The organism is Virgibacillus alimentarius, from assembly GCF_000709085.1.
In the GTDB taxonomy this organism is placed as follows: Bacteria; Bacillota; Bacilli; order Bacillales; family Amphibacillaceae; genus Virgibacillus_B; species Virgibacillus_B alimentarius.
In genome coordinates this window covers 1-20,315 of record NZ_JFBD01000040.1, presented here as the reverse complement: position 1 = coordinate 20,315, position 20,315 = coordinate 1, and the positions used below count along the sequence as shown (strand labels likewise).

Sequence of the window (20,315 nt, the reverse complement as noted above, 5' to 3'; positions counted from 1 at the left end):
CGAATTATACCACTCCATAATGACAATAATGTATTAAAAACATTACAATACTATTTCAAAATATGACATTTTTCCTTGTTACCTACCATCAATTTACCTTTTATAATAAACATTGTTACTGCAACTTCTACAACAAATTGTTCTACTATTTCCAATTTTGATTAAAATTTGCCTTTACCCAAGAGACCAAATTAAATAAGGCCGGGGCAAAACCCCAGTAAATGTAAAAAAGGTTCGGGAGTCCCGTCTCTAGATGGAACTCCCGAACTTCTTTATTTTACTTTTCCGTACGATTTTTAGTAAACAAAAAGGACACCTTCTGATAAAATTAAAGTCACTACACAACAATTTATCCTTATTTACTAAATTGAGCTTCCTCTGTTGATCCTTTTAGAGCACCAGTTGAAGATGTTCCACCTGAAATGACTTGTGATACTTCATCAAAATAACCTGTTCCAACCTCACGCTGGTGACGTGTAGCAGTATACCCATTCTCTTCACTAGCAAATTCAGCTTGCTGAAGCTCTGAATACGCAGCCATGCCAGTTGTTTTATATTTACGGGCAAGCTCAAACATACTATGATTAAGCGCGTGGAACCCAGCCAGTGTTACGAACTGGAATTTATAGCCCATTTTTCCAATTTCTTTTTGGAAATTCGCAATTTCTGAATCCGTTAGTTTACTCTTCCAATTAAAGGATGGTGAACAATTATATGCTAATAGTTTATTAGGAAACTTCTCGTGGATGGCATCTGCAAATTTTTGTGCTTCTTTTAGGTCCGGTTCGGATGTTTCGCACCAGATAAGGTCTGCATATGGAGCATAAGCCAAACCACGTGCAATTGCCTGATCAATTCCTGATTTCGTCTTAAAAAATCCTTCTGTAGTTCGGTCACCTGTAATAAATTCTGCATCATACGGATCCACATCGCTTGTAATCATATCAGCAGCATTCGCATCCGTACGAGCGATAATAACAGTTGGCGTTCCCATCACATCTGCTGCAAAACGAGCTGCGATTAGGTTCCTAACAGCATTTTGGGTCGGCAGTAATACTTTTCCTCCCAAGTGTCCGCATTTTTTCTCAGAAGCTAACTGATCCTCAAAATGAACACCTGAAGCACCAGCCTCAATCATTGATTTCATTAATTCGAAGACATTTAATTGACCACCAAAACCTGCCTCAGCATCCGCAACAATGGGAGCGAACCAATCGATAGAGTCATCCCCTTCGGCATAGTGAACTTGATCCGCGCGCTGTAATGCCTGATTAATCCGTTTTGCTACATTAGGTACACTATTTACCGGATATAGACTTTGGTCTGGATACATTTGTCCAGCTAGGTTTGCATCTGCAGCCACCTGCCAGCCGCTTAAGTAAATTGCTTTTAGGCCTGCTTTTACTTGTTGAACTGCTTGGTTACCAGTTAACGCCCCTAATGCATTTACATAATCTTCATTATTAATTAAATCCCATAACTTTTTAGAACCTTTTTCAGCAAGGGTATACTCGATATCCATTGATCCACGTAAACGTATCACATCTTCTGCTGTATACGGACGCTCAATACCTACCCATCTTAAGTCCTTTTCCCATTCATTTCTTAATTGCTCAGCACGTTTTTCAATCATTTATAAGTCCTCCTTTAATTAATTCCTTATATGCCGGAATTGTTAAAAATTCCTCAAATTCTTCTTTGTGGATTAACATAGTAAATATTTCTGCCGCTCTTGGATAACCTCCATCTAAAAATGAACTTTCTCCCATTTGATCAAGCATTTTATCTAACTCTTCAGCAATCATTTCATCTACCATATCAAAGGTTATCTTCCTCCCATCATCAAGCATCCCCTCCTGATGACGGATCCATTGCCATACTTGAGCACGTGAAATTTCCGCGGTTGCTGCGTCTTCCATTAGATGGTTAATCGGTACAGCTCCCTCCCCCTTTAGCCAAGCTCCTATATAACGAATCCCCACACTAATATTTGTTCGCAGCCCTTTTTCCGTAATGTTTCCTTTAGGTGTTTGTAATAAGTCCTTTTGTGAAATATCTATTTCAATTTTGTTATTTATTTGGTTTGGGGCAGACATTCTTTTATCAAAAATATTTTTCACAAAATGAACCATTCTTGGATGAGCAACCCATGTTCCATCATGTCCGTCCGTCACTTCTCTTTTTTTATCTGCACGAACTTTATTAAATGCTTCTTCATCTGCATATTCATCCTCTTTTATCGGAATTTGTGCAGCCATCCCCCCGATAGCTAAAGCTCCACGTTTATGACAAGTTTGAATCGCCAGTAAAGAATATGCACGCATAAACGGCGTTGCCATCGTAATGGAAGAACGATCTGGTAATAGCACATCAGAATTTTCACGGAATTTTTTAATAAAACTGAATATATAATCCCAGCGTCCACAATTTAGCCCAGCTGCATGATCTTTTAATTCATATAATATTTCATCCATCTCAAATGCAGCAGTTATTGTCTCAATGAGTACAGTAGCTTTTATTGTCCCTTGTGGTATTCCAAGCTCTTCTTGCGCAAATATAAAAACATCATTCCATAGTCGTGCTTCCAGATGATTTTCTATTTTTGGCAAATAAAAATATGGGCCTGTTCCACGATTTAGTAATTCATTTGCATTATGATAAAAATAAAGTCCAAAGTCGATTAAGCTAGCTGAAATTGGTTTATTGTTTACGGTAATGTTTTTTTCATATAAGTGCCAACCACGGGGTCTTACAATAAGTACAGCTGGATCATCGTTTAATTGGTACATTTTTTGGTTTTCTGCCTGAAAATCGATTTGTTTTCGTATGGCATCTTTTAAGTTAATCTGACCATTCATTATATTTTCCCAGCTCGGTGATGTCGCATCTTCAAAGTCAGCCATATATGTTTTTGCCCCTGAATTAAGAGCATTAATGACCATTTTACGATCAACTGATCCGGTAATCTCTACACGTCTATCTTGTAAATCATCTGGTAAAGGTGCTACGGTCCAATCTCCCTCGCGAATATGTTTTGTCTCAGACAGGAAATCAAGTTTTTTCCCTTCGTTTATTTTTTGCTGCATCTGCTCTCGAATCGACATTAAATATTGACGTCTCTCATCAAATTTATGATGGAGATTTTTTATAAATTGCAAAGCATCTTCTGTTAATATTTCCTCATATCTAGGTCTGACTTGATTTTTAATTTGTAATTCCCTCCTGATCGTTGGCATCCACATCACTCCTTTCGAGGTTAAAATTAGTACAGTTATAGTACAAAAGGAAATTTTCTTCTTTTGTACTATAACAATAGGTTCAAAAAAAATTAATCCTCTTTTTTAGATAGACAATATTCACATTCTAGTATCATGCTTCTTTCATCAACCGATCTTCCACACTCCGGACAAGTTGCCTTTTTCATTGTATATTCCATCATTCTTCAACTCCCTTTTGTATAACAGGTTTATTTTTATTTAATTTGTTATATTACAGTCTATGCGCTTTTTTCTAAAAAATCAACCCCTTTTTTAGAAAAATTTTATTTATCTGTCAATTAAAACTACTTAAATCCTTCTGTGACAAGGTTTAAGGTTGATAAATTTTTCCAATATTTCCTTTACATTTATTGGATTATTTGAAAGAATAATTGTTTTTATTATAAAGAGACTGTTTTAAGTACAGAAAATAAATTTATTGTTATAATAAGTTGTTGAGGATAACGAAATTTTAGAGGTGAATGGAGTTTTGAAACGATTTCAATTTGCAGGGGGGCGTGTTTTAAAAACAGGTGTAGCAGTATTTGTCACTGCCTGGATATGTGAATTATTAAACTGGCCCCCTGTTTTTGCTGTTATAACAGCTATTGTTACGATAGAGCCTACTGTTTCAGATTCGATTAGAAAAGGGGTTATTCGGTTTCCGGCATCTGCAATAGGCTCTGCTTACGCTGTTTTTTTCATTTCAATTTTTGGAAACTCTCCAATAACATATACGCTTGCTGCAGTATTTACAATTGCTACTTGTTTCAGATTAAAATTACATGCTGGACTCTTAGTTGCAACACTAACTGCTGTTGCAATGGTAGAAGTAATTCATAGTAATTATTTAATTTCTTTTTTTATTCGATTAGGAACAACAACTACCGGTTTACTTGTATCCACTGTTGTAAATATGTTCATTTTACCACCAGATTATACAAAAGATATTGTTAAAAATGTTCAAAGTATAGGGAAAAAAACGGGGATTGTTGTGATGAAGGTATTTCAAGATATTATCAAAAATAAACATGAAGTGGATATTGCAGATAGAAAAATGATAGCAGAACTAGATAAAAAGATACAGCAAACAGAAACGCTTATCCGGTTCCAAAAAGATGAGGCGCAATATCATCCCTTAATCGGAAATGAAAAATATTTATTTCACACTGCTCAAAATCAGTTAGTAACGCTAAGACTAATCAATTATCATCTAGATAATTTGATCAACACCCCTTTAACATCAATATCATGGCTGGAAGAAGATAAACGAATCATTCTGGAAGCAGTTCATGAACTGTCAAATAGCATGAAAAATGCTTCAAATTATGATGCGCGAAAACACCAAAAGCAATTTAAGCAGTTAACAGAATTATTTTGGGAAGACAATGAAGAAATCACAAAAAATAATGAACAGCATCCAACTCACTTTCCCCCTGAATTGATCATCATGTACGAGCTGCTATCGATCTACAACTTAGTAACAAAGTTTTATCAACACCATGAGGGAAAAAAGCAAAAGAAAAAGAGGAACTAAAACCGTTTCCTCTTTTTCTTTAACCATCCAATATCTTGTTTGCTACTAATTCATATGATTTTTTCCTCGCTTCATAGCTATGTGTAATGGTAACCATCATAAATTCATCAACATCGTACTGTTTTTGTAAATCATAAAGCTGCTCCGCGACTTCTTTCGGATTGCCGATTACCATTCTTTGTTTCATTCTTTCCATCTTATTTTTTTCTTTGTCACTAAAAGAATAAGCCTTCGCTTCCTCGACAGATGGAACGCCATCATTTCCTTCTCCTTTATCCTGAAGCACTTTCCAAAATTGATTACTTAAAGCCAGATTTTCTGCCTCTTCTGTTGTATCCGCACAAATTACTGAAATCGTTGCGATAACTTTTGGCGTTTTTGCAGGATGTATTTGAACAAATTTTTCTTTATAATTTCGGATAATTTTTGGTCCATCCTCTTTACTCATAAATTGGCCAAATGTATATGGCATTCCTTTTTCGGCAGCTAAAATTGCACTTTTTTCACTTGTTCCAAGCAACCAAGGTTGTGGAGCTGTCTCTGGAACAGGCGAGGCTACTATTTTTGAAAACATATGCGCTCTCGGAAAACTTTGATTTAAAAACTGAGATAATTCATCCAGTAAATCAGGGTACTCGCGGACCTTTTCTAAATAGTTATCCGAGAGTGCCATTGTAGCTTCTGCGGATCCGCCCGGTGCCCGTCCGATTCCTAGATCAATACGTCCTGGAAACAATGTTGCCAGTAGATTATACGTTTCCGCTACTCGATAGGCTTTATAATGCGGCAATAATACAGCTCCTGCTCCAATACGAATGCTGTCTGTTTGTGCTCCGATTATCCCTAACATCACATCTGGATTTGGACATGCTAATCCTCCTATGTCATGATGTTCCGCGATCCAGTAGCGGGTATAACCAAATTTTTCGCCTGATCGGGCTAGATTTACAGAAGTTGTTAGTGCTTCCTGCGCTGTTTTCCCAGCTGAAATCGGTGCCTGATCAAGAATACTTAATTTCATGTCTTTCACACGCTCCTTCTCTACTGATAGTACTTAATCTATAAGATTATGTTTAAATGCATAAATAACAGCCTGGGTTCTGTCCTGTACTTCAAGCTTTCCTAAAATATTACTCACATGAACTTTCACCGTTTTTATTGTAATATACAGTCGTTCAGCAATCTCCTGATTCGTTTTACCTTCTGTAATCAGTAGTAAAATTTCCATTTCACGACCTGTTAATTGATGGTGCAAATAATCAACTTGTTTTTCTCTCATCCGGTTCATTATTTTCCCTGTTACCTCAGGTTCTAAAATCGATTGTCCATCAAATGTAGCCCGAATTGCACTGGCGATTTCACTAGCCTTTGATGTTTTTAACATATAGCTTGTAGCACCAGCTTCTAGTGCAGGATATACTTTTTCATCATCAAGAAAGCTTGTAACGATAATTATTTTCGCTTCCGGCCATTCTTTTATAATTTGGTTTGTTGCCTCGACACCATCCATTTCGTTCATAACAAGGTCCATCAATATTACATCTGGTTTTAATTCCAAGGCTTTTTGTACAGCTTCTCCACCATCAGCCGCTTCTGCTATTACTTCCATATCTGTCTGTGCTGAAAGATAGGATGAAACACCAATCCGTACCATTTCATGATCATCAGCAAATAATATTTTAATCATTACCATCATCCTCATATCTTAATCGTGGCACTTTGACTTCCAGTTGTGTGCCCTGGTTTGGTAAACTAACAATTTTAAAGGTTCCCCCGACTTCATGTGCACGCTCTTTCATATTTTGCAGTCCATAAGAACTGGTATGGGTTTTCTCCATATCAAATCCAACACCATCATCAACAACACGTAAAATAACAATATTATCCCGTTCGATTAACATAACATGGATGGTTAATGCTTTTGCATGCCGAAGTGTATTTGAAATGGACTCTTGTAAGATTCTAAATAAATGATCTTCAATTCCCTTATCTAGATGTAACGTTTCCACCTTCCATTCAACTTCGATTGGAACCTTTTGGGTAAGTTCACCTAACAATTCATTGATGCCGTCGATTAATGATTTTCCTTTTAAGGCTACAGGTCGTAAATGCAGTAATAAAGCCCGCATTTCAAGCTGTGATTGATTAATCATTTTCTCAACCATCGTAAGCTGTTGTTGGATAGCATGATCTTCGGGTGGGGTCGATTCATTAATTGCTGACATCATCATGGAAGCAGCAAATAATTGCTGACTGACAGAGTCATGTAACTCCCGGGCAAGACGATTTCTCTCCTGTATCACTACTTCCTGTAACGTTCTTTCTCGCTCATGGGCACGCTCAGTCGCTTGACGCTGTTTAAGCTCTGTTTGCTTATTCAGCTTCTCTCTTAGCTGCCTTATATTTGTTTGTATTTGTATGAATTCTTTTTCTGGTGCATCATAAATGGTCACTTTTTGTCCTTTTACTAGCTCATCTAGCTGTCGATCGATACGGTGAAGTCGCTTGTGCCAATACAAGCCAACGGATATTCCGGTAATAGCACCAATCATGACAGGAATGATTAATGCAAATAAGAGAAAAGGCATATCCCAGACATCTCGTTCCATTAGGACCGACCACTCTTCTGGTGGAAATGTAAGAAATGTAAAGCCCATCATGATAAGAGAAAGTAAGACACTAAAAACAATTCCTATCATGGCATGACGTAAAACAACATTCATATGCGCTTCACCTCGATGTCACCAGATAACAAAGACGTCATAATTTTAACACGGCGATCCGTATGAACATAATTTTCCGTTTGATAGGAAATGGTTTGGTTCATTAATTTACCGTGGTAATTTCCCAAAATGGTAACACGTCCAAAAATGGAACTATGATGAATACATATTTCAACTTCATAAGGTACATAAATTACAATATTACCTATCATATGCCTTATGGAAATGACTGAAGTGTCATCAGGTAAAACAGTACTGCTAAGATCAATGACCCGATCACCAAAGAATCCATGAATATTGATATCTCTCCAAGCAAATGCTTTTTCACTTGTTTCTTTATCACCAAATAACCCAGCATCCAATACTGGTGTGATTTTTATTTCCCTTATATTTTCTTTTGTTTCATCTAATTCAATTATCGGTTCAATCCGCTCTGGTTCATTTTTAGATTTCGCATAATGAATAATCAGTATAATAAGACCAACTACAATTAAAAATCGTATGGCAATTATGTTTAGCACACTAAAAATTAGGGTAATTGTACCAATCCAAAAACAGATTTTCCCCCATAATTGTGTAAATTTTTTCCAACCTATGTATACGAGCGCACCTGAAAATAACGTAGAAAAAATAAACCCTCCATGAAAAAAGGACACTTCAATAACAAACAGAATCATCCCAATAATAATAATCCAATTCAAAGTGTCTGTTGTTAATCGTTTAAACATGTAGGGAACTCCTTTCTGGTTATTTAGCTTGGAATTTAAAAGACGCAGTATGCCTGCGTCTTAGTAGTATACCATGTTTCTAATTTCGTCTGCATGACAAAGACATTGGACTTACTTCGCTGATGCGTTTTCTTGCATTTCCTTCTCAAGTTGTGCAATCTTACGGTCAAACGTGCTTCTATAGTACGAACTATTCACTTTATATTCCAATCCTTCAATGTATTGCTCCATTTCGGCAAAACGTGCGTATGGACGATCCGCTTCCTCACTCACTACAAGATTTATTTGGTGGTTAGCGTGCGCTATATTTTCACGTCCCATTAATTCCATCCGGCGCAAATGCATATCTTTTAATTTATGCTTCATTTCTTCATACTTTTGTTCTAGTATTTCCAGTTGTGTTATTGCTTCTTCCCGGGAGTTTTTCATTCTCTCTGCTCGTCCCTTATATTCTTCATGTTCTTTCATTGCAAAATTGTACATTTCTTCTTCGCTAGCTTTTTCGGCAATATTTGCCTGTTTTAATCGTTTATCAGCGAAATCTTTCGCTTTAAGGTACTCTTTGGAAAATTCACCTTTTAGTCGATACTGGCGTTCAACTAACTTTCTGACCTTTTCTTTTTCCTGTTCACTTTGACGTAAATACTGATTCAACGCCGCAATCGGATTTTTTTGTTCCTTTTGATCCATCATGTGATGTAAATCTGCTGCAATTGAATCTTTTATACGAGTAAATATATTTGTCATTTGAGCACTCCTTTTAATGGTTATGTAACTCTGCCCACTGTCTTTCAAAATTTTTAAATGGGTCATCTGCATCCAAAACTTGTCCAGTCCCTAATTCTTTTTCATCACTTTTCCAGCTTGTAAAGATCACATATAATACATATGCTGCAACAATGCCTAATACTGCATATATATTAGATAAAGCAACTCCAAAAATGACTAATCCAGCAATAACCCAGCCAATCTTTCCTGCTGTAGAATTACTTTTAAGAAATTGTTTAAAAACAATATAAAGCAGCCAAATGCTGACACCTAATAAAACCATTGGTCCAATATTCATTAGCAAAATAAACAAGGCTGCTAATCCTGCGACAAAAAGCAAAAACTTTTTCAACTATTTCGCCTCCTTTTTCTTTACTTGATCTAGTTTATTTGAAAATCATACAAACCGTAATGAGCCGGAGCTCTATTTTGTTCTAAGACTTAAGATGTATATTGTTCTATATCCGACGAAAAAATAAAAATCTACTGTCAAAAAATTGTTTATATACTTGACTTTCCTAAAAAATTAGTTATACTATTCTCAAAATGAATATTTAACTAGGGGAGTCCAATGAGCTGGGCTGAGAAAGAAACGCTATGAGGTTTCTTGACTCTTGGGACCTGATCTGGTTCATACCAGCGTAGGAAAGTTAAGCAATTACAGATAATGCCATCGTACATTCAGCCGGGTCCATCCATTTGGAACCGGCTTTTCATTTCTCAAAAAATCTACGCTTGTATATCTAGAATCTCGTCCTTCAAAAACAAAAAAAGGAGAGGTTTTTTTATGTCCAAATCGTCATTGAATGAAAAAAATATCTCGATTATGTCCAGTTTTTCTGGTAGTAAAAAGGTGTATATCCAAGGTTCAAGACCGGATATAAAAGTACCAATGCGAGAAATTGCTTTAAGTCCTACAACTGGTACCTTCGGAGAAGAGAGAAATCCGCCGCTGCGTGTGTACGACACAAGTGGCCCTTACACAGATCAAGATTATGATATCGATATTAGAAAAGGAGTTTCTCCACTTCGCAGTAAATGGATAGATGAACGAGGTGATATCGAAGAATATGAACAAAGAAAAATAAAACCAGAAGACAATGGTTTTAAAATGGAAAATGATCCAAGAGCAGACCGCAATATTTTTCCAAGAATAAATCCAAATGTTTTAAGAGCAAAAAAAGGACAAAATGTCACCCAATTGCATTATGCGAAGAATGGAAAGATAACACCGGAAATGGAGTTTATAGCTATTAGAGAAAATATGGATCCGGCTTTTGTACGTGATGAGGTGGCTAGTGGACGAGCTATTATTCCGTCTAATATAAACCATCCAGAAACAGAACCAATGATCATTGGGCGAAATTTTCATGTAAAAATAAATGCGAATATTGGGAATTCAGCTGTTTCTTCCTCTATCGAACAAGAAGTTGAAAAAATGACATGGGCTACCCGATGGGGTGCTGATACGATCATGGATTTATCTACAGGAAAAAACATTCATACAACCCGGGAGTGGATCATTCGAAATTCACCCGTTCCTGTTGGTACTGTTCCAATTTATCAAGCGTTGGAAAAAGTTAACGGTGTAGCAGAGGACCTTACGTGGGAAATTTACAGAGATACTTTAATTGAACAAGCAGAACAGGGAGTTGATTATTTTACGATTCATGCAGGGGTTTTACTCCGATATATTCCATTAACAGCAAAAAGAAAGACAGGCATTGTTTCTCGGGGCGGATCCATTATGGCTCAATGGTGTCTATACCATCATAAAGAGAGTTTTCTATATACACATTTTGAAGAAATTTGTGAAATTATGAAAACTTACGATGTTGCATTTTCTCTAGGAGATGGCTTACGTCCTGGGTCGATAGCTGATGCAAACGATGAAGCACAATTTGCAGAGCTAGAAACACTGGGGGAATTAACTAAACTAGCATGGAAACACGACGTTCAAGTCATGGTAGAAGGTCCTGGACATGTACCAATGCACTTGATTAAAGAAAATATGGATAAGCAACTTGAAATTTGCCGTGAAGCTCCATTTTATACACTTGGTCCGCTAACAACTGACATTGCACCAGGATATGATCATATTACTTCTGCAATCGGAGCAGCGATGATTGGCTGGTATGGAACAGCTATGCTGTGTTATGTCACACCTAAAGAACATCTGGGGCTTCCTAATAAAGACGATGTTCGTGAAGGTGTTATTACGTATAAAATCGCTGCACATGCAGCAGATTTAGCTAAAGGCCATCCTAATGCACAAAAGCGTGATGATGCCCTTTCAAAAGCGCGTTTTGAATTTCGTTGGAGAGATCAATTTAATCTTTCGTTAGACCCAGAACGTGCAATGGAATATCATGATGAAACACTCCCTGCCGAGAATGCAAAAACAGCTCATTTTTGCTCCATGTGTGGACCAAAATTTTGCAGTATGCGAATTTCTCAAGATATACGCAACTATGCAAAAGAAAATAAATTATTCACTAAAGAAGATATTGAAAAAGGGATGCAAGAAAAAGCTGAAGAATTCAAAAAGTCAGGTGGAACAATTTATCAATAAATACTGGGGGAATGAATGACATGGAAGTGCAACAGATTGAAGAAGAAATTGAGCTTGCATTAAAGCATATTTCCCGTTTAGAAAACCGATTAAAAAACATCCAGAAAAATTGTAATCATCAATTTAAATACCATCCCAACTTTAATAAATGTAAAAAATGCCACAAGGTAGAAGTATTTTATTACTAAAACAAAGATTCTATTGAAGATGGTTATAATAATCCAGTACGCTTTTTATATTTGCCCCGCCAGCACGCTTTCGCTTAATACTCAAAAATAAAACGCAGATACCTGCGTTTTATTTTTGGCATAAACCTTACCATTAAGGTTCTTTATCATTGAATAGCTTTAACGTGAGAGGATATGTTCCTATTATAACGATAATCATAGCAGTCAGAAATATAAAAAATTTTGACCAAGTTAAATCTAATAGTGCGTTAACTGGCAATACAATCAGTAACGGAGCGAGCAAATGGGACTCCTTTTCCTTGATGATGCCGTTTCATGTTGTTTTGACCCACAATATGGACACTTCAGCCGTACTATTGTTTTAATTGTTTGCACCCATGTCCATTTCTTTCCAGAATTTTGACAAACTGGTATGTTAACACACCACTTTCTATATTTGATTAATTAATAACTTTGTCGGATGTAATCAATTGGCAGATAATTTGGATATAATTCGTTGCCATATTTATCTTTTCCATATAGTTTTAGTGCCGGTAATTTTCCTGATTCCACAACTTTGTCAGAGAGTGTTAACTTAATATCAAAGTCACTCCACCCCTCATCCATTTGCTTAAAATCCAGTTCCGTTTCATCTACCAGGACAGAATCATGTTCCACACGATAAAAAGCTGAAGCATTTTTTGCCTTTATTTTCCCTTCGATCGTTACATTTTTCTGATCTACAATCGTTATGATAACTTCTTTAAAATCAATAGAAGCATTCTGATCTACTTTAGTTGGTTCACTTTGTTCCGCATCAGTTTTATCGGCTTGCTTGTTTTCCTCAGAATCGCTGTTACTACACCCTACCAATAGAAGAATACCTAAAATTATCATGATATACTTTAGTTTCATAGTCATCCACCTCTAATCAACATTCATCTGCTTTAGCAACTCCATTTCATATGTGAGCTTATTTATTATATCCGTGATCCGTGCTCAAAAGATTTAGGAATAGCAATTGTGTAATGGAATGTAAAACAGTATAGTTATTATATTTTGAGCGATCTGAAATTTATTGTAGCATATTTTATAAAACGGAAATATAAAAAAAGGAATTTATTTATATTGTGAGGGATATATTAAAGAAAATCGGCAAACCGTTCTTCTGTAGATTTCATTGTGTAATAAAAGTAAACGTCTTTTCTACGCTTTTAGCAGTTTTTTAGTTTTTTACATTAAAAAAACCACCAAATTATGTATTGGTGGAGACGGTGGGAATCGAACCCACGTCCAAAGATATCGCCACTCAGGCTTCTACACGCATAGTTGGTATATTATCATTCACTAGCTTCTCAGCCTACCAACGGGCTTTGAAGTAGCTAGTCTGATTCATTTCAACTGTTATCCTCAGACGGTGGATGACAGTATAGCCCGTTTCATTTGAGACCCTTCAATCTGCTTCACGGGCGAAAGCAGGAAGGATCGCTTTAGGACTACTTACGCAGCAGCTAAAGCAGGTTGATTATTAGTTTTGCCAGTTATTATAGGCATAACGTTTTACGAGTCGTAACCTCGACGTGCAACCCAAGCTCGATCTATCCCTGTCGAATCCGTAACGTCCCCATATAAATGAGTAACGCTCGGGATTGTTTACCTGAGCAATATTTAATTATCATATCATTAACTACATTATTTATTATATCATATGACAGATTGAAATCAACCCATGGAAGAATTTACAAGCAGTTCAATACTTTTATCTCATTTGATCTTTTATGGCACGGTCTATATCCCGCTTCATTTGCTTTTGCTTAAGATCTTCCCGCTTATCGTATTTTTTCTTCCCTTTTCCTAGTCCAATTAATACTTTGGCAACACCATTTTTAATATATATTTTTAATGGAATAAGTGCATAACCCTGTTGTTGCGTTAGACCAATTAACTTGTTGATTTGTTTTCTATGCAGCAATAACTTTCGCGAACGTGTGGGATCATGATTAAACCGATTCCCTTGTTCATATGGTGCAATATGCATATTAATCAGCTGTACTTCACCATTAATGATTCTAGCATGGGAATCTTTTATATTTATACGTCCAGCGCGTATTGATTTGATTTCTGTTCCCCGTAGTACAATACCAGCCTCATATGTTTCTTCAATAAAGTAATCATGTGAAGCTTTTCTATTTTGTGCGAGTGTTTTTCCATATCCTTTAGGCATAAAGGCTTCCTCCTACTTCTTCCATAAACTTTATTTTAACAAATATCAGAACCTATGCCAAGAATAAGGATACAGAACACCATTACTGATCCAAAGTCATCCTATGGACCAGCAATGATTTACTTGCGTTTTGATTTTCTTTTTCGTTTTCCTTTTTTCTTTAGTGCCGTGTTAGCGTTTTGTGTGGTTGCATGACTATGAACTAGTTCAAAATCAACGACATGTTCATCTAAATTAACACTGACTACCTTAACTTTTACCTCATCCCCGATTCGGTACATTTTAGCTGTCCGCTCTCCAATCAATGCGTGATTTCGATCATCGAAATGATAATAATCATCCGTTAAATAGCTAACATGAACAAGTCCCTCAACCGTGTTTTCCAATTCCACAAACATGCCAAAACTGGTTACTGAACTGATGACTCCATCAAATTCTTCGCCAACTTTATCTTCCATGAATTCGGCCTTTTTCAGATCATCGGTTTCTCTCTCTGTATCAACAGCAGCCCTTTCCATTTCAGATGTGTGTCTGGCGATTTCCGGTAAATGTTCCTTCCAGTAATCAATGGTCTTTTTATCCATTTGTTTATTTATTAAATATGTCCGGATCAAGCGGTGTACAATGAGATCCGGGTACCGTCGAATTGGTGATGTAAAATGTGTATAAAATTCAGTTGCTAATCCAAAGTGTCCAACACTTTGCGGGTCATATTTCGCTTGTTTCATGGAACGCAACATTAATTTCGAAACAATCATTTCTTCTTTCTCTCCCCGCACTTCTTCAATCACTTTTTGCAGTGCTTGGGGGTGTATTTCATTTGCAGTGCCTTTAACTACATATCCTAAACCTGCAATAAATTCAAAGAAATGCTGGAGCTTCCCTTCATCTGGGTCTTCATGGATCCTGTGTATAAAAGGAACATCCAACCAGTGAAAATGTTCTGCGACCGTTTCATTCGCTGCTAGCATAAATTCTTCAATCAGACGTTCACCAACAGAGCGTTCGCGCAGGACAACATCTGTTGCTTTTCCATTTTCATCTACTAACACCTGAGCTTCCTTAAAATCAAAGTCAATAGCTCCACGGCCCATTCGCTTTCTGTTTAAAACCTGTGCTAACTCGGCCATCTTCTCGAACATCGGTACGAGCTCTTTATATTTTTCTCTTAACTCTACATCATGGTCGACTAAAATTTTATTGACATCCTTATAAGTCATGCGTTCTTTTGATTGAATAACACAAGGGAAAATAGAATGATTAACAATATCCCCAGCGGGGCTAATTTCCATTTCACATCCTAGTGTTAATCGATCCACATGCGGATTTAACGAACAAATTCCATTAGATAAGCGATGTGGAATCATTGGTATTACTCGATCTACGAGATAAACACTTGTCCCCCGTTCATATGCTTCTTTATCCATCGGTGTACCTTGTTCTAAATAATAACTTACATCTGCAATATAGACACCTAATTGATAATTTCCATTATCTAATAATTTCACACTGATCGCATCGTCCAAATCTTTCGCATCCGCCCCGTCTATCGTTACAATGGTTTCTGCTCGCAAGTCCCGACGTCCTTTTATTTCTTCTTCTGAAATAACTTCCGGAGCTTGTGCCGCCTGATCTAACACTTCCTGAGAAAAATCGATTTTAATACCATGCTTATAAATAATCGAAATGATATCGATACCAGGATCATTTTTATGGCCTAGGATTTGTATTATTTCTCCTTCAGCACTTTTTCGTCCTTCAGGGTATTTTGTAATATGTGCGATCACTTTATGGCCACTTACAGCCCCATTTGTCATGCTTTTTGGTATAAATATATCATTGGGAATCCGCTTATCATCTGCAATAACAAAACCAAATGCCCGATTATCTTCAAATGTGCCAACGACTGTATGAATGGCCCGCTCAAGAATACGTATGACTGTCCCCTCTGGACGATTCCCATCGACATCTTTCTTTTCAATCCGTACCATGACTTTATCATCATTCATGGCTGAAGCTAGATCGGAGTGGTGAATGTATACATCACCTTGATCTTCATCATCAGGAATTAAAAACGCAAAGCCTTTTGCATGCATTTGTATCTTTCCACGAATTAGATTCATTTTTTCTGGTAATCCAAACCGGTTTTTTCTTGTACGAACAAGCTCACCTGTATCTTCCAGTTCATTTAATGATATAATAAGCTGTTTAAAATCTTCGGAATAACTTAAATCCAATTTCTCTTCCAATTCCTCTACAGACAATGGCCTTGTTCCGTTTTCATTAAAGAATTCCCGTATCTTTTCTTTTATATCTTGTTCCATCTGCTCACCTTCTTTCATTTCTATTGTTAACCTTTATTATGATAATAATCATTCTTTCCAATCTAATTTTTCTAAAAACTGGTAAATATCTTCATGTAACTGATTTCTTTCTTTATCCAATGTAATGACGTGGCCAGATTCTTCATACCATTTCATTTCTTTATCATCTGACTCTATATTATCATAAATATAATTTGCACTTTCTATATTTATCATTTCATCTTTCCTTGCCTGGACAACCATTGTAGGTGTATAGATCATATCAATATGATTTTTTACATCCGTAATAAGCTCTCCTAATTGCTTAAATAAAGGTGCCGTGTCTTCTATAAGTGCATCCACTTCTTTTTCTATTACTGCTTCGTCCTTTTCCTCTAATTGTTTATACTCCCTGGAAAAGGATTCAAATCCTAACGTCAGTTGCTTTTCATTATCAAAAAACATCGGTGCACACATTGGTATCAATGCTTTGACTTTGTTTGAATATGCAAGCTTCGATCCTAAGACACCACCTAATGACAAACCGGCAACAGCGATCTCTTCATATCCAAGATCTTGTAAATATTTATATGCGCTTTTTACATCTTCCCACCAATCTTCAGCACTGACATCAAGCAACGCTTCAGGCGGTTTTCCGTGACCTGCATATATTGGGGCGTGACTGGTATAGCCTTTTTTCTCTAAAAATCGTCCAAGCATACGTACATCAGCAGTATGACCTGTGAACCCATGCAATAATAATACTGCCCGAGGCCCTGCTTCAAACGTAAATGGTTGTGGTTCTTTTATTTTCATTTAAACTGCATCTCCTTATTCATTTACTATCATTCCTTATTTTACAAAATAAAAACCCCCTACCACATTTTTTTGTAATAAGGGTCATCTTTCACTATATAACATACGCACTTAAAAAAGCTAAAATAAAAAACAGCGTTCCAGTTATTACTGTACCACGATGTAATACTAAATCCAGACCTCGTGCTTTCTGTTTACCGAATAATTGTTCAGCCCCTCCAGAAATAGCCCCCGAAAGGCCTTCACTTTTTCCAGATTGAAGTAATACAAGTACAATCATAATAATTGCATCAATAATTAATAAAGTATTTACTAAACCACCCATGTTAGGTGACACCTCCTGCATTGCCTAATCAATACTTTAGCATAATTTTGATTTAAATATCAAGCAAATATTCTAAATATGATAAACTAAAAACAAACATATGTAATGGAGGAGAATCATGGAAAAAGACTTTTGGATAAAATCACATGATGATGAGTCGATTTTTGTTAAAAAGTGGTATAAAGAAGCACAGCAACCAAAAGCGATTATACAAATTGCTCATGGCATGGTAGAACATATCAGGCGATACGGTACTTTTTCTCACTTTTTATTAAATCAAAATATATTTGTTTATGGGAATGATCATCGCGGACACGGTCAGACAGGCGAAAAGCAGGGACTGTTTGGTTATCTGTCAGATAAAGAAGGTTTTACAAAAACAGCCCTTGATTTATATGAAGTAACAAAACAAATTAAACAAGATTACCCTAATACTCCCATTATCTTATTTGGACATAGTATGGGATCATTTTTAACAAGAAAGTATATCCAACATCAAAGTGATGCCGTAAATGGAGTCATTTTATCTGGTACTGGATTTCACTATGGGCTGAGGATTAAGACAGCGAAAGCACTCGCTTCCATATTACCCCCAAAAGAAAAATCAAAACTCATGAATTCACTAGTTTTTGGAACTTATAATAAAAGAATTGCAGCAAAAAAAACAGGCTTTGATTGGCTATCAAGCGATGAAAAAGCAATACAGGAATATATAAATGATCCACATACTGGTTTTATTCCTACTGCTCGTTTTTTCTATGATTTGATGACTGGCTTAGAAGATATTCATAATAAAAAAAGAAATGCATTTATTCGCAAGGACCTCCCCATGCTAATCATTAGTGGAGATGCCGATCCAGTCGGGGACTATTCTAAAGGAGTTTGGAAAACAGCACATCTATTCAGACAGGCAGGTCTGTCTGATATTACCACCATGCTATTTGAAAATGGTCGGCACGAATTACTAAGTGAAGGGAATAAGGAAGAGGTATTCTCGGCTATATTTAAGTGGATACAAACACAGTTATAAATGATTATTTTTATTAAACGATTACATTTAAAATCCCAGCTAGCTTTGCTTGAAACCCTTTATACAAACCGTTTACAATAGGAATGGTTGTTTATAACTAAAAGTGAAAGGTTGGACAAGCATCATGAAAAAGTTACAAGGAATTGCTGCATCTTCTGGTATAGCAATCGCAAAAGCATATCAACTTGTTACACCAGACTTAACTTTTGAAAAAGTTACAATTGATAATCCAGAAAAAGAAATAGAACGTTTAGATAAAGCGCTAGAAATATCCAAAATAGAATTGGAGAAAATTAAAGAGCACACGAAGCAAGCGATCGGAGAAGAACATGCTGAAATTTTTTCAGCTCATTTACTTGTGCTTGGAGATCCTGAGCTTATTAATCCGATCAAGGACAAAATTAAATCAGACAACACAATGGCAGAAGCTGCATTAGAAGAAATAGCAAATATGTTTATTGATATGTTTAAAAATATGGAAAATGAATATATGCGTGAACGTGCCGCTGATATTCAGGACGTTACAAAACGAGTCATGGCGCATTTACTCGGAGTAAACTTTCCAAACCCGGCCTTAATTGACGAAGAAGTTATTGTTATAGCACATGACTTGACACCATCAGATACCGCACAACTGAATCGTGATTTTGTTAAAGGATTTGTAACAGACATTGGCGGACGTACATCCCATTCAGCAATCATGGCGAGGTCACTAGAAATTCCTGCTATTGTAGGTACTAAAGAAATTACAGAGCGATCAGAAGAAAATGATGTGATCATCGTCGATGGCATAGAAGGCACCATCATTATTAACCCAACAGAGGAAGAGTTGGTAGCCTATCGTAAAAAGCAAGAGGACTTTTTAAAACAAAAAGATGAATGGGCAAAGCTAAAAAATGAACCAACGTTTACAAAAGACAAGGAGCAGGTAGAATTAGCTGCGAATATTGGAACTCCTGAAGACATTGAGGGAGTGTTAAACAACGGTGGTGAGGGGGTTGGCCTTTACCGAACTGAGTTTTTATACATGGGTAAAAATGTGCTCCCAACGGAAGATGAACAATATGATGCATACAAGTCTGTGTTAGAACAGATGGGAGACAAGCCTGTTGTCGTACGAACACTTGATATTGGTGGAGACAAAGAATTAAATTATTTGGATTTACCTAAAGAACTCAACCCATTTTTAGGTTTTCGGGCTATTCGATTCTGCTTAGAAAATGAAGATATATTCCGGACACAATTACGTGCGCTGCTTCGCGCAAGTGTTCATGGAAATTTAAAAATTATGTTCCCAATGATTGCAACACTTGAGGAATTTAGGCAAGCAAAAGCAATTTTTCTTGATGAAAAGGAAGCCTTGCAAAAAGAAGATGTAAAAGTTTCTGACCATATCGAAGTTGGAATTATGGTTGAAATACCATCAACAGCAGTTACTGCGAAACAATTTGCGAAAGAAGTAGATTTCTTCAGTATTGGAACAAATGATTTGATCCAATACACAATGGCAGCTGACCGGATGAATGAAAGAGTTTCTTATTTATATCAGCCTTACCATCCAGCAATCTTAAATTTAGTAAACAATGTGATCGAAGCAGCCCATCATGAGGGTAAATGGGTAGGCATGTGCGGTGAAATGGCCGGAGATCCTATTGCTATTCCTATTTTATTAGGACTAGGGTTAGATGAATTTAGCATGAGTGCTACATCTATTCTACCAGCGCGTACTCAGATTAGTAACTTATCCAAAGAAAAATTAGCATCATACAAGGATACATTCCTTTCCATGGGAACTGCAGAAGAAATTGAAGCTTTTATTAAAGAAAAAACGGAATAATAGAAAGAAAAGAGGCTGGGACAAAACT

19 protein-coding genes, 1 other RNA gene and 1 riboswitch are annotated in these 20,315 nt (G+C 36.5%); of the genes, 5 read left to right on the top strand and 15 right to left on the bottom strand.

What is annotated here, in order from left to right; all coding sequences use genetic code 11:
• Window positions 1-355: 355 nt before the first annotated feature.
• The 3 genes from aceA to GZ63_RS18080 all read right to left on the bottom strand — a co-directional run bounded on the left by aceA (window position 356) and on the right by GZ63_RS18080 (window position 3,439).
• Window positions 356-1,633 carry an isocitrate lyase gene (aceA, locus tag GZ63_RS0106930; protein ID WP_029268181.1) on the bottom strand — a complete coding sequence of 426 codons (1,278 nt, stop codon included), beginning with the start codon at window positions 1,631-1,633 and terminating at the stop codon, window positions 356-358.
• Window positions 1,626-3,236 (bottom strand): malate synthase A, encoded by a 1,611-nt coding sequence (aceB, locus tag GZ63_RS0106925; protein ID WP_029268179.1) that lies wholly within the window; start codon window positions 3,234-3,236, stop codon window positions 1,626-1,628. Before aceB ends, aceA begins: the two co-directional genes overlap by 8 nt.
• Before the next feature lie 92 nt (window positions 3,237-3,328).
• Window positions 3,329-3,439, bottom strand: a complete 111-nt coding sequence (locus GZ63_RS18080; RefSeq protein ID WP_198020914.1) for a YhfH family protein — start codon at window positions 3,437-3,439, stop codon at window positions 3,329-3,331.
• Between the two features lie 308 nt (window positions 3,440-3,747).
• Here GZ63_RS18080 and GZ63_RS0106915 point away from each other — a divergent pair, with 308 nt between their 5' ends.
• Window positions 3,748-4,794 carry an aromatic acid exporter family protein gene (locus tag GZ63_RS0106915; protein ID WP_029268177.1) on the top strand — a complete coding sequence of 349 codons (1,047 nt, stop codon included), beginning with the start codon at window positions 3,748-3,750 and terminating at the stop codon, window positions 4,792-4,794.
• Window positions 4,795-4,813: 19 nt separating this feature from the next.
• On the opposite strand, the gene GZ63_RS0106910 is transcribed toward GZ63_RS0106915, so the two are convergent.
• The 6 genes from GZ63_RS0106910 to GZ63_RS0106885 form a co-directional block, all read right to left on the bottom strand.
• Window positions 4,814-5,815 (bottom strand): LLM class flavin-dependent oxidoreductase, encoded by a 1,002-nt coding sequence (locus GZ63_RS0106910; protein WP_029268175.1) that lies wholly within the window; start codon window positions 5,813-5,815, stop codon window positions 4,814-4,816.
• Window positions 5,816-5,848: 33 nt separating this feature from the next.
• The gene (locus GZ63_RS0106905) at window positions 5,849-6,481 is read right to left on the bottom strand and encodes a response regulator transcription factor (RefSeq protein ID WP_029268173.1); all 633 of its coding nucleotides are present in this window, start codon (window positions 6,479-6,481) and stop codon (window positions 5,849-5,851) included.
• Window positions 6,474-7,517: a sensor histidine kinase gene (locus GZ63_RS0106900; RefSeq protein WP_029268171.1), complete on the bottom strand. Its 1,044-nt coding sequence runs from the start codon at window positions 7,515-7,517 to the stop codon at window positions 6,474-6,476. The genes GZ63_RS0106905 and GZ63_RS0106900 overlap by 8 nt, the downstream gene beginning before the upstream one ends.
• The gene (gene liaF / locus GZ63_RS0106895; RefSeq protein ID WP_029268169.1) at window positions 7,514-8,245 is read right to left on the bottom strand and encodes a cell wall-active antibiotics response protein LiaF; all 732 of its coding nucleotides are present in this window, start codon (window positions 8,243-8,245) and stop codon (window positions 7,514-7,516) included. Before liaF ends, GZ63_RS0106900 begins: the two co-directional genes overlap by 4 nt.
• A 111-nt stretch (window positions 8,246-8,356) precedes the next feature.
• A complete protein-coding gene (locus GZ63_RS0106890; protein WP_029268167.1) occupies window positions 8,357-8,992 on the bottom strand; it encodes a PspA/IM30 family protein in 636 nt (211 codons plus the stop codon).
• 13 nt (window positions 8,993-9,005) lie between these two features.
• Window positions 9,006-9,365, bottom strand: coding sequence for a lmo0954 family membrane protein (locus GZ63_RS0106885; RefSeq protein WP_029268165.1), 360 nt, complete (start codon window positions 9,363-9,365; stop codon window positions 9,006-9,008).
• 198 nt (window positions 9,366-9,563) lie between these two features.
• Window positions 9,564-9,678, top strand: a riboswitch (TPP riboswitch).
• 122 nt (window positions 9,679-9,800) lie between these two features.
• Between GZ63_RS0106885 and thiC the strand changes: the two genes are divergently transcribed.
• Both thiC and GZ63_RS17845 read left to right on the top strand, forming a co-directional pair.
• Window positions 9,801-11,585 carry a phosphomethylpyrimidine synthase ThiC gene (gene thiC, locus GZ63_RS0106880; RefSeq protein WP_029268163.1) on the top strand — a complete coding sequence of 595 codons (1,785 nt, stop codon included), beginning with the start codon at window positions 9,801-9,803 and terminating at the stop codon, window positions 11,583-11,585.
• A 20-nt stretch (window positions 11,586-11,605) separates the two neighbouring features.
• Window positions 11,606-11,773, top strand: coding sequence for a serine protease (locus GZ63_RS17845; protein WP_156947692.1), 168 nt, complete (start codon window positions 11,606-11,608; stop codon window positions 11,771-11,773).
• A 444-nt stretch (window positions 11,774-12,217) separates the two neighbouring features.
• Here the strand turns inward: GZ63_RS17845 and GZ63_RS0106865 are convergent, their stop codons facing one another.
• The 6 genes from GZ63_RS0106865 to secG all read right to left on the bottom strand — a co-directional run bounded on the left by GZ63_RS0106865 (window position 12,218) and on the right by secG (window position 17,420).
• Window positions 12,218-12,667 (bottom strand): hypothetical protein, encoded by a 450-nt coding sequence (locus GZ63_RS0106865; RefSeq protein WP_029268161.1) that lies wholly within the window; start codon window positions 12,665-12,667, stop codon window positions 12,218-12,220.
• A gap of 348 nt (window positions 12,668-13,015) precedes the next feature.
• Window positions 13,016-13,378, bottom strand: a transfer-messenger RNA (tmRNA) gene (ssrA, locus tag GZ63_RS17345).
• A gap of 133 nt (window positions 13,379-13,511) precedes the next feature.
• Complete coding sequence (smpB, locus tag GZ63_RS0106860; RefSeq protein ID WP_029268159.1) at window positions 13,512-13,976, bottom strand: SsrA-binding protein SmpB; 465 nt, start codon at window positions 13,974-13,976, stop codon at window positions 13,512-13,514.
• A 119-nt stretch (window positions 13,977-14,095) separates the two neighbouring features.
• The gene (gene rnr / locus GZ63_RS0106855; protein ID WP_038221030.1) at window positions 14,096-16,300 is read right to left on the bottom strand and encodes a ribonuclease R; all 2,205 of its coding nucleotides are present in this window, start codon (window positions 16,298-16,300) and stop codon (window positions 14,096-14,098) included.
• 48 nt (window positions 16,301-16,348) lie between these two features.
• Window positions 16,349-17,095: an alpha/beta hydrolase gene (locus GZ63_RS0106850; RefSeq protein ID WP_029268155.1), complete on the bottom strand. Its 747-nt coding sequence runs from the start codon at window positions 17,093-17,095 to the stop codon at window positions 16,349-16,351.
• Window positions 17,096-17,189: 94 nt separating this feature from the next.
• A complete protein-coding gene (secG, locus tag GZ63_RS0106845) occupies window positions 17,190-17,420 on the bottom strand; it encodes a preprotein translocase subunit SecG (RefSeq protein WP_029268153.1) in 231 nt (76 codons plus the stop codon).
• A 118-nt stretch (window positions 17,421-17,538) separates the two neighbouring features.
• Between secG and GZ63_RS0106840 the strand changes: the two genes are divergently transcribed.
• Window positions 17,539-18,450: an alpha/beta hydrolase gene (locus GZ63_RS0106840; protein ID WP_029268151.1), complete on the top strand. Its 912-nt coding sequence runs from the start codon at window positions 17,539-17,541 to the stop codon at window positions 18,448-18,450.
• 124 nt (window positions 18,451-18,574) lie between these two features.
• On the top strand, window positions 18,575-20,287 hold the full coding sequence (ptsP, locus tag GZ63_RS0106835; protein ID WP_029268149.1) for a phosphoenolpyruvate--protein phosphotransferase: 1,713 nt from the start codon (window positions 18,575-18,577) through the stop codon (window positions 20,285-20,287).
• The last annotated feature ends 28 nt before the right edge of the window (window positions 20,288-20,315 follow it).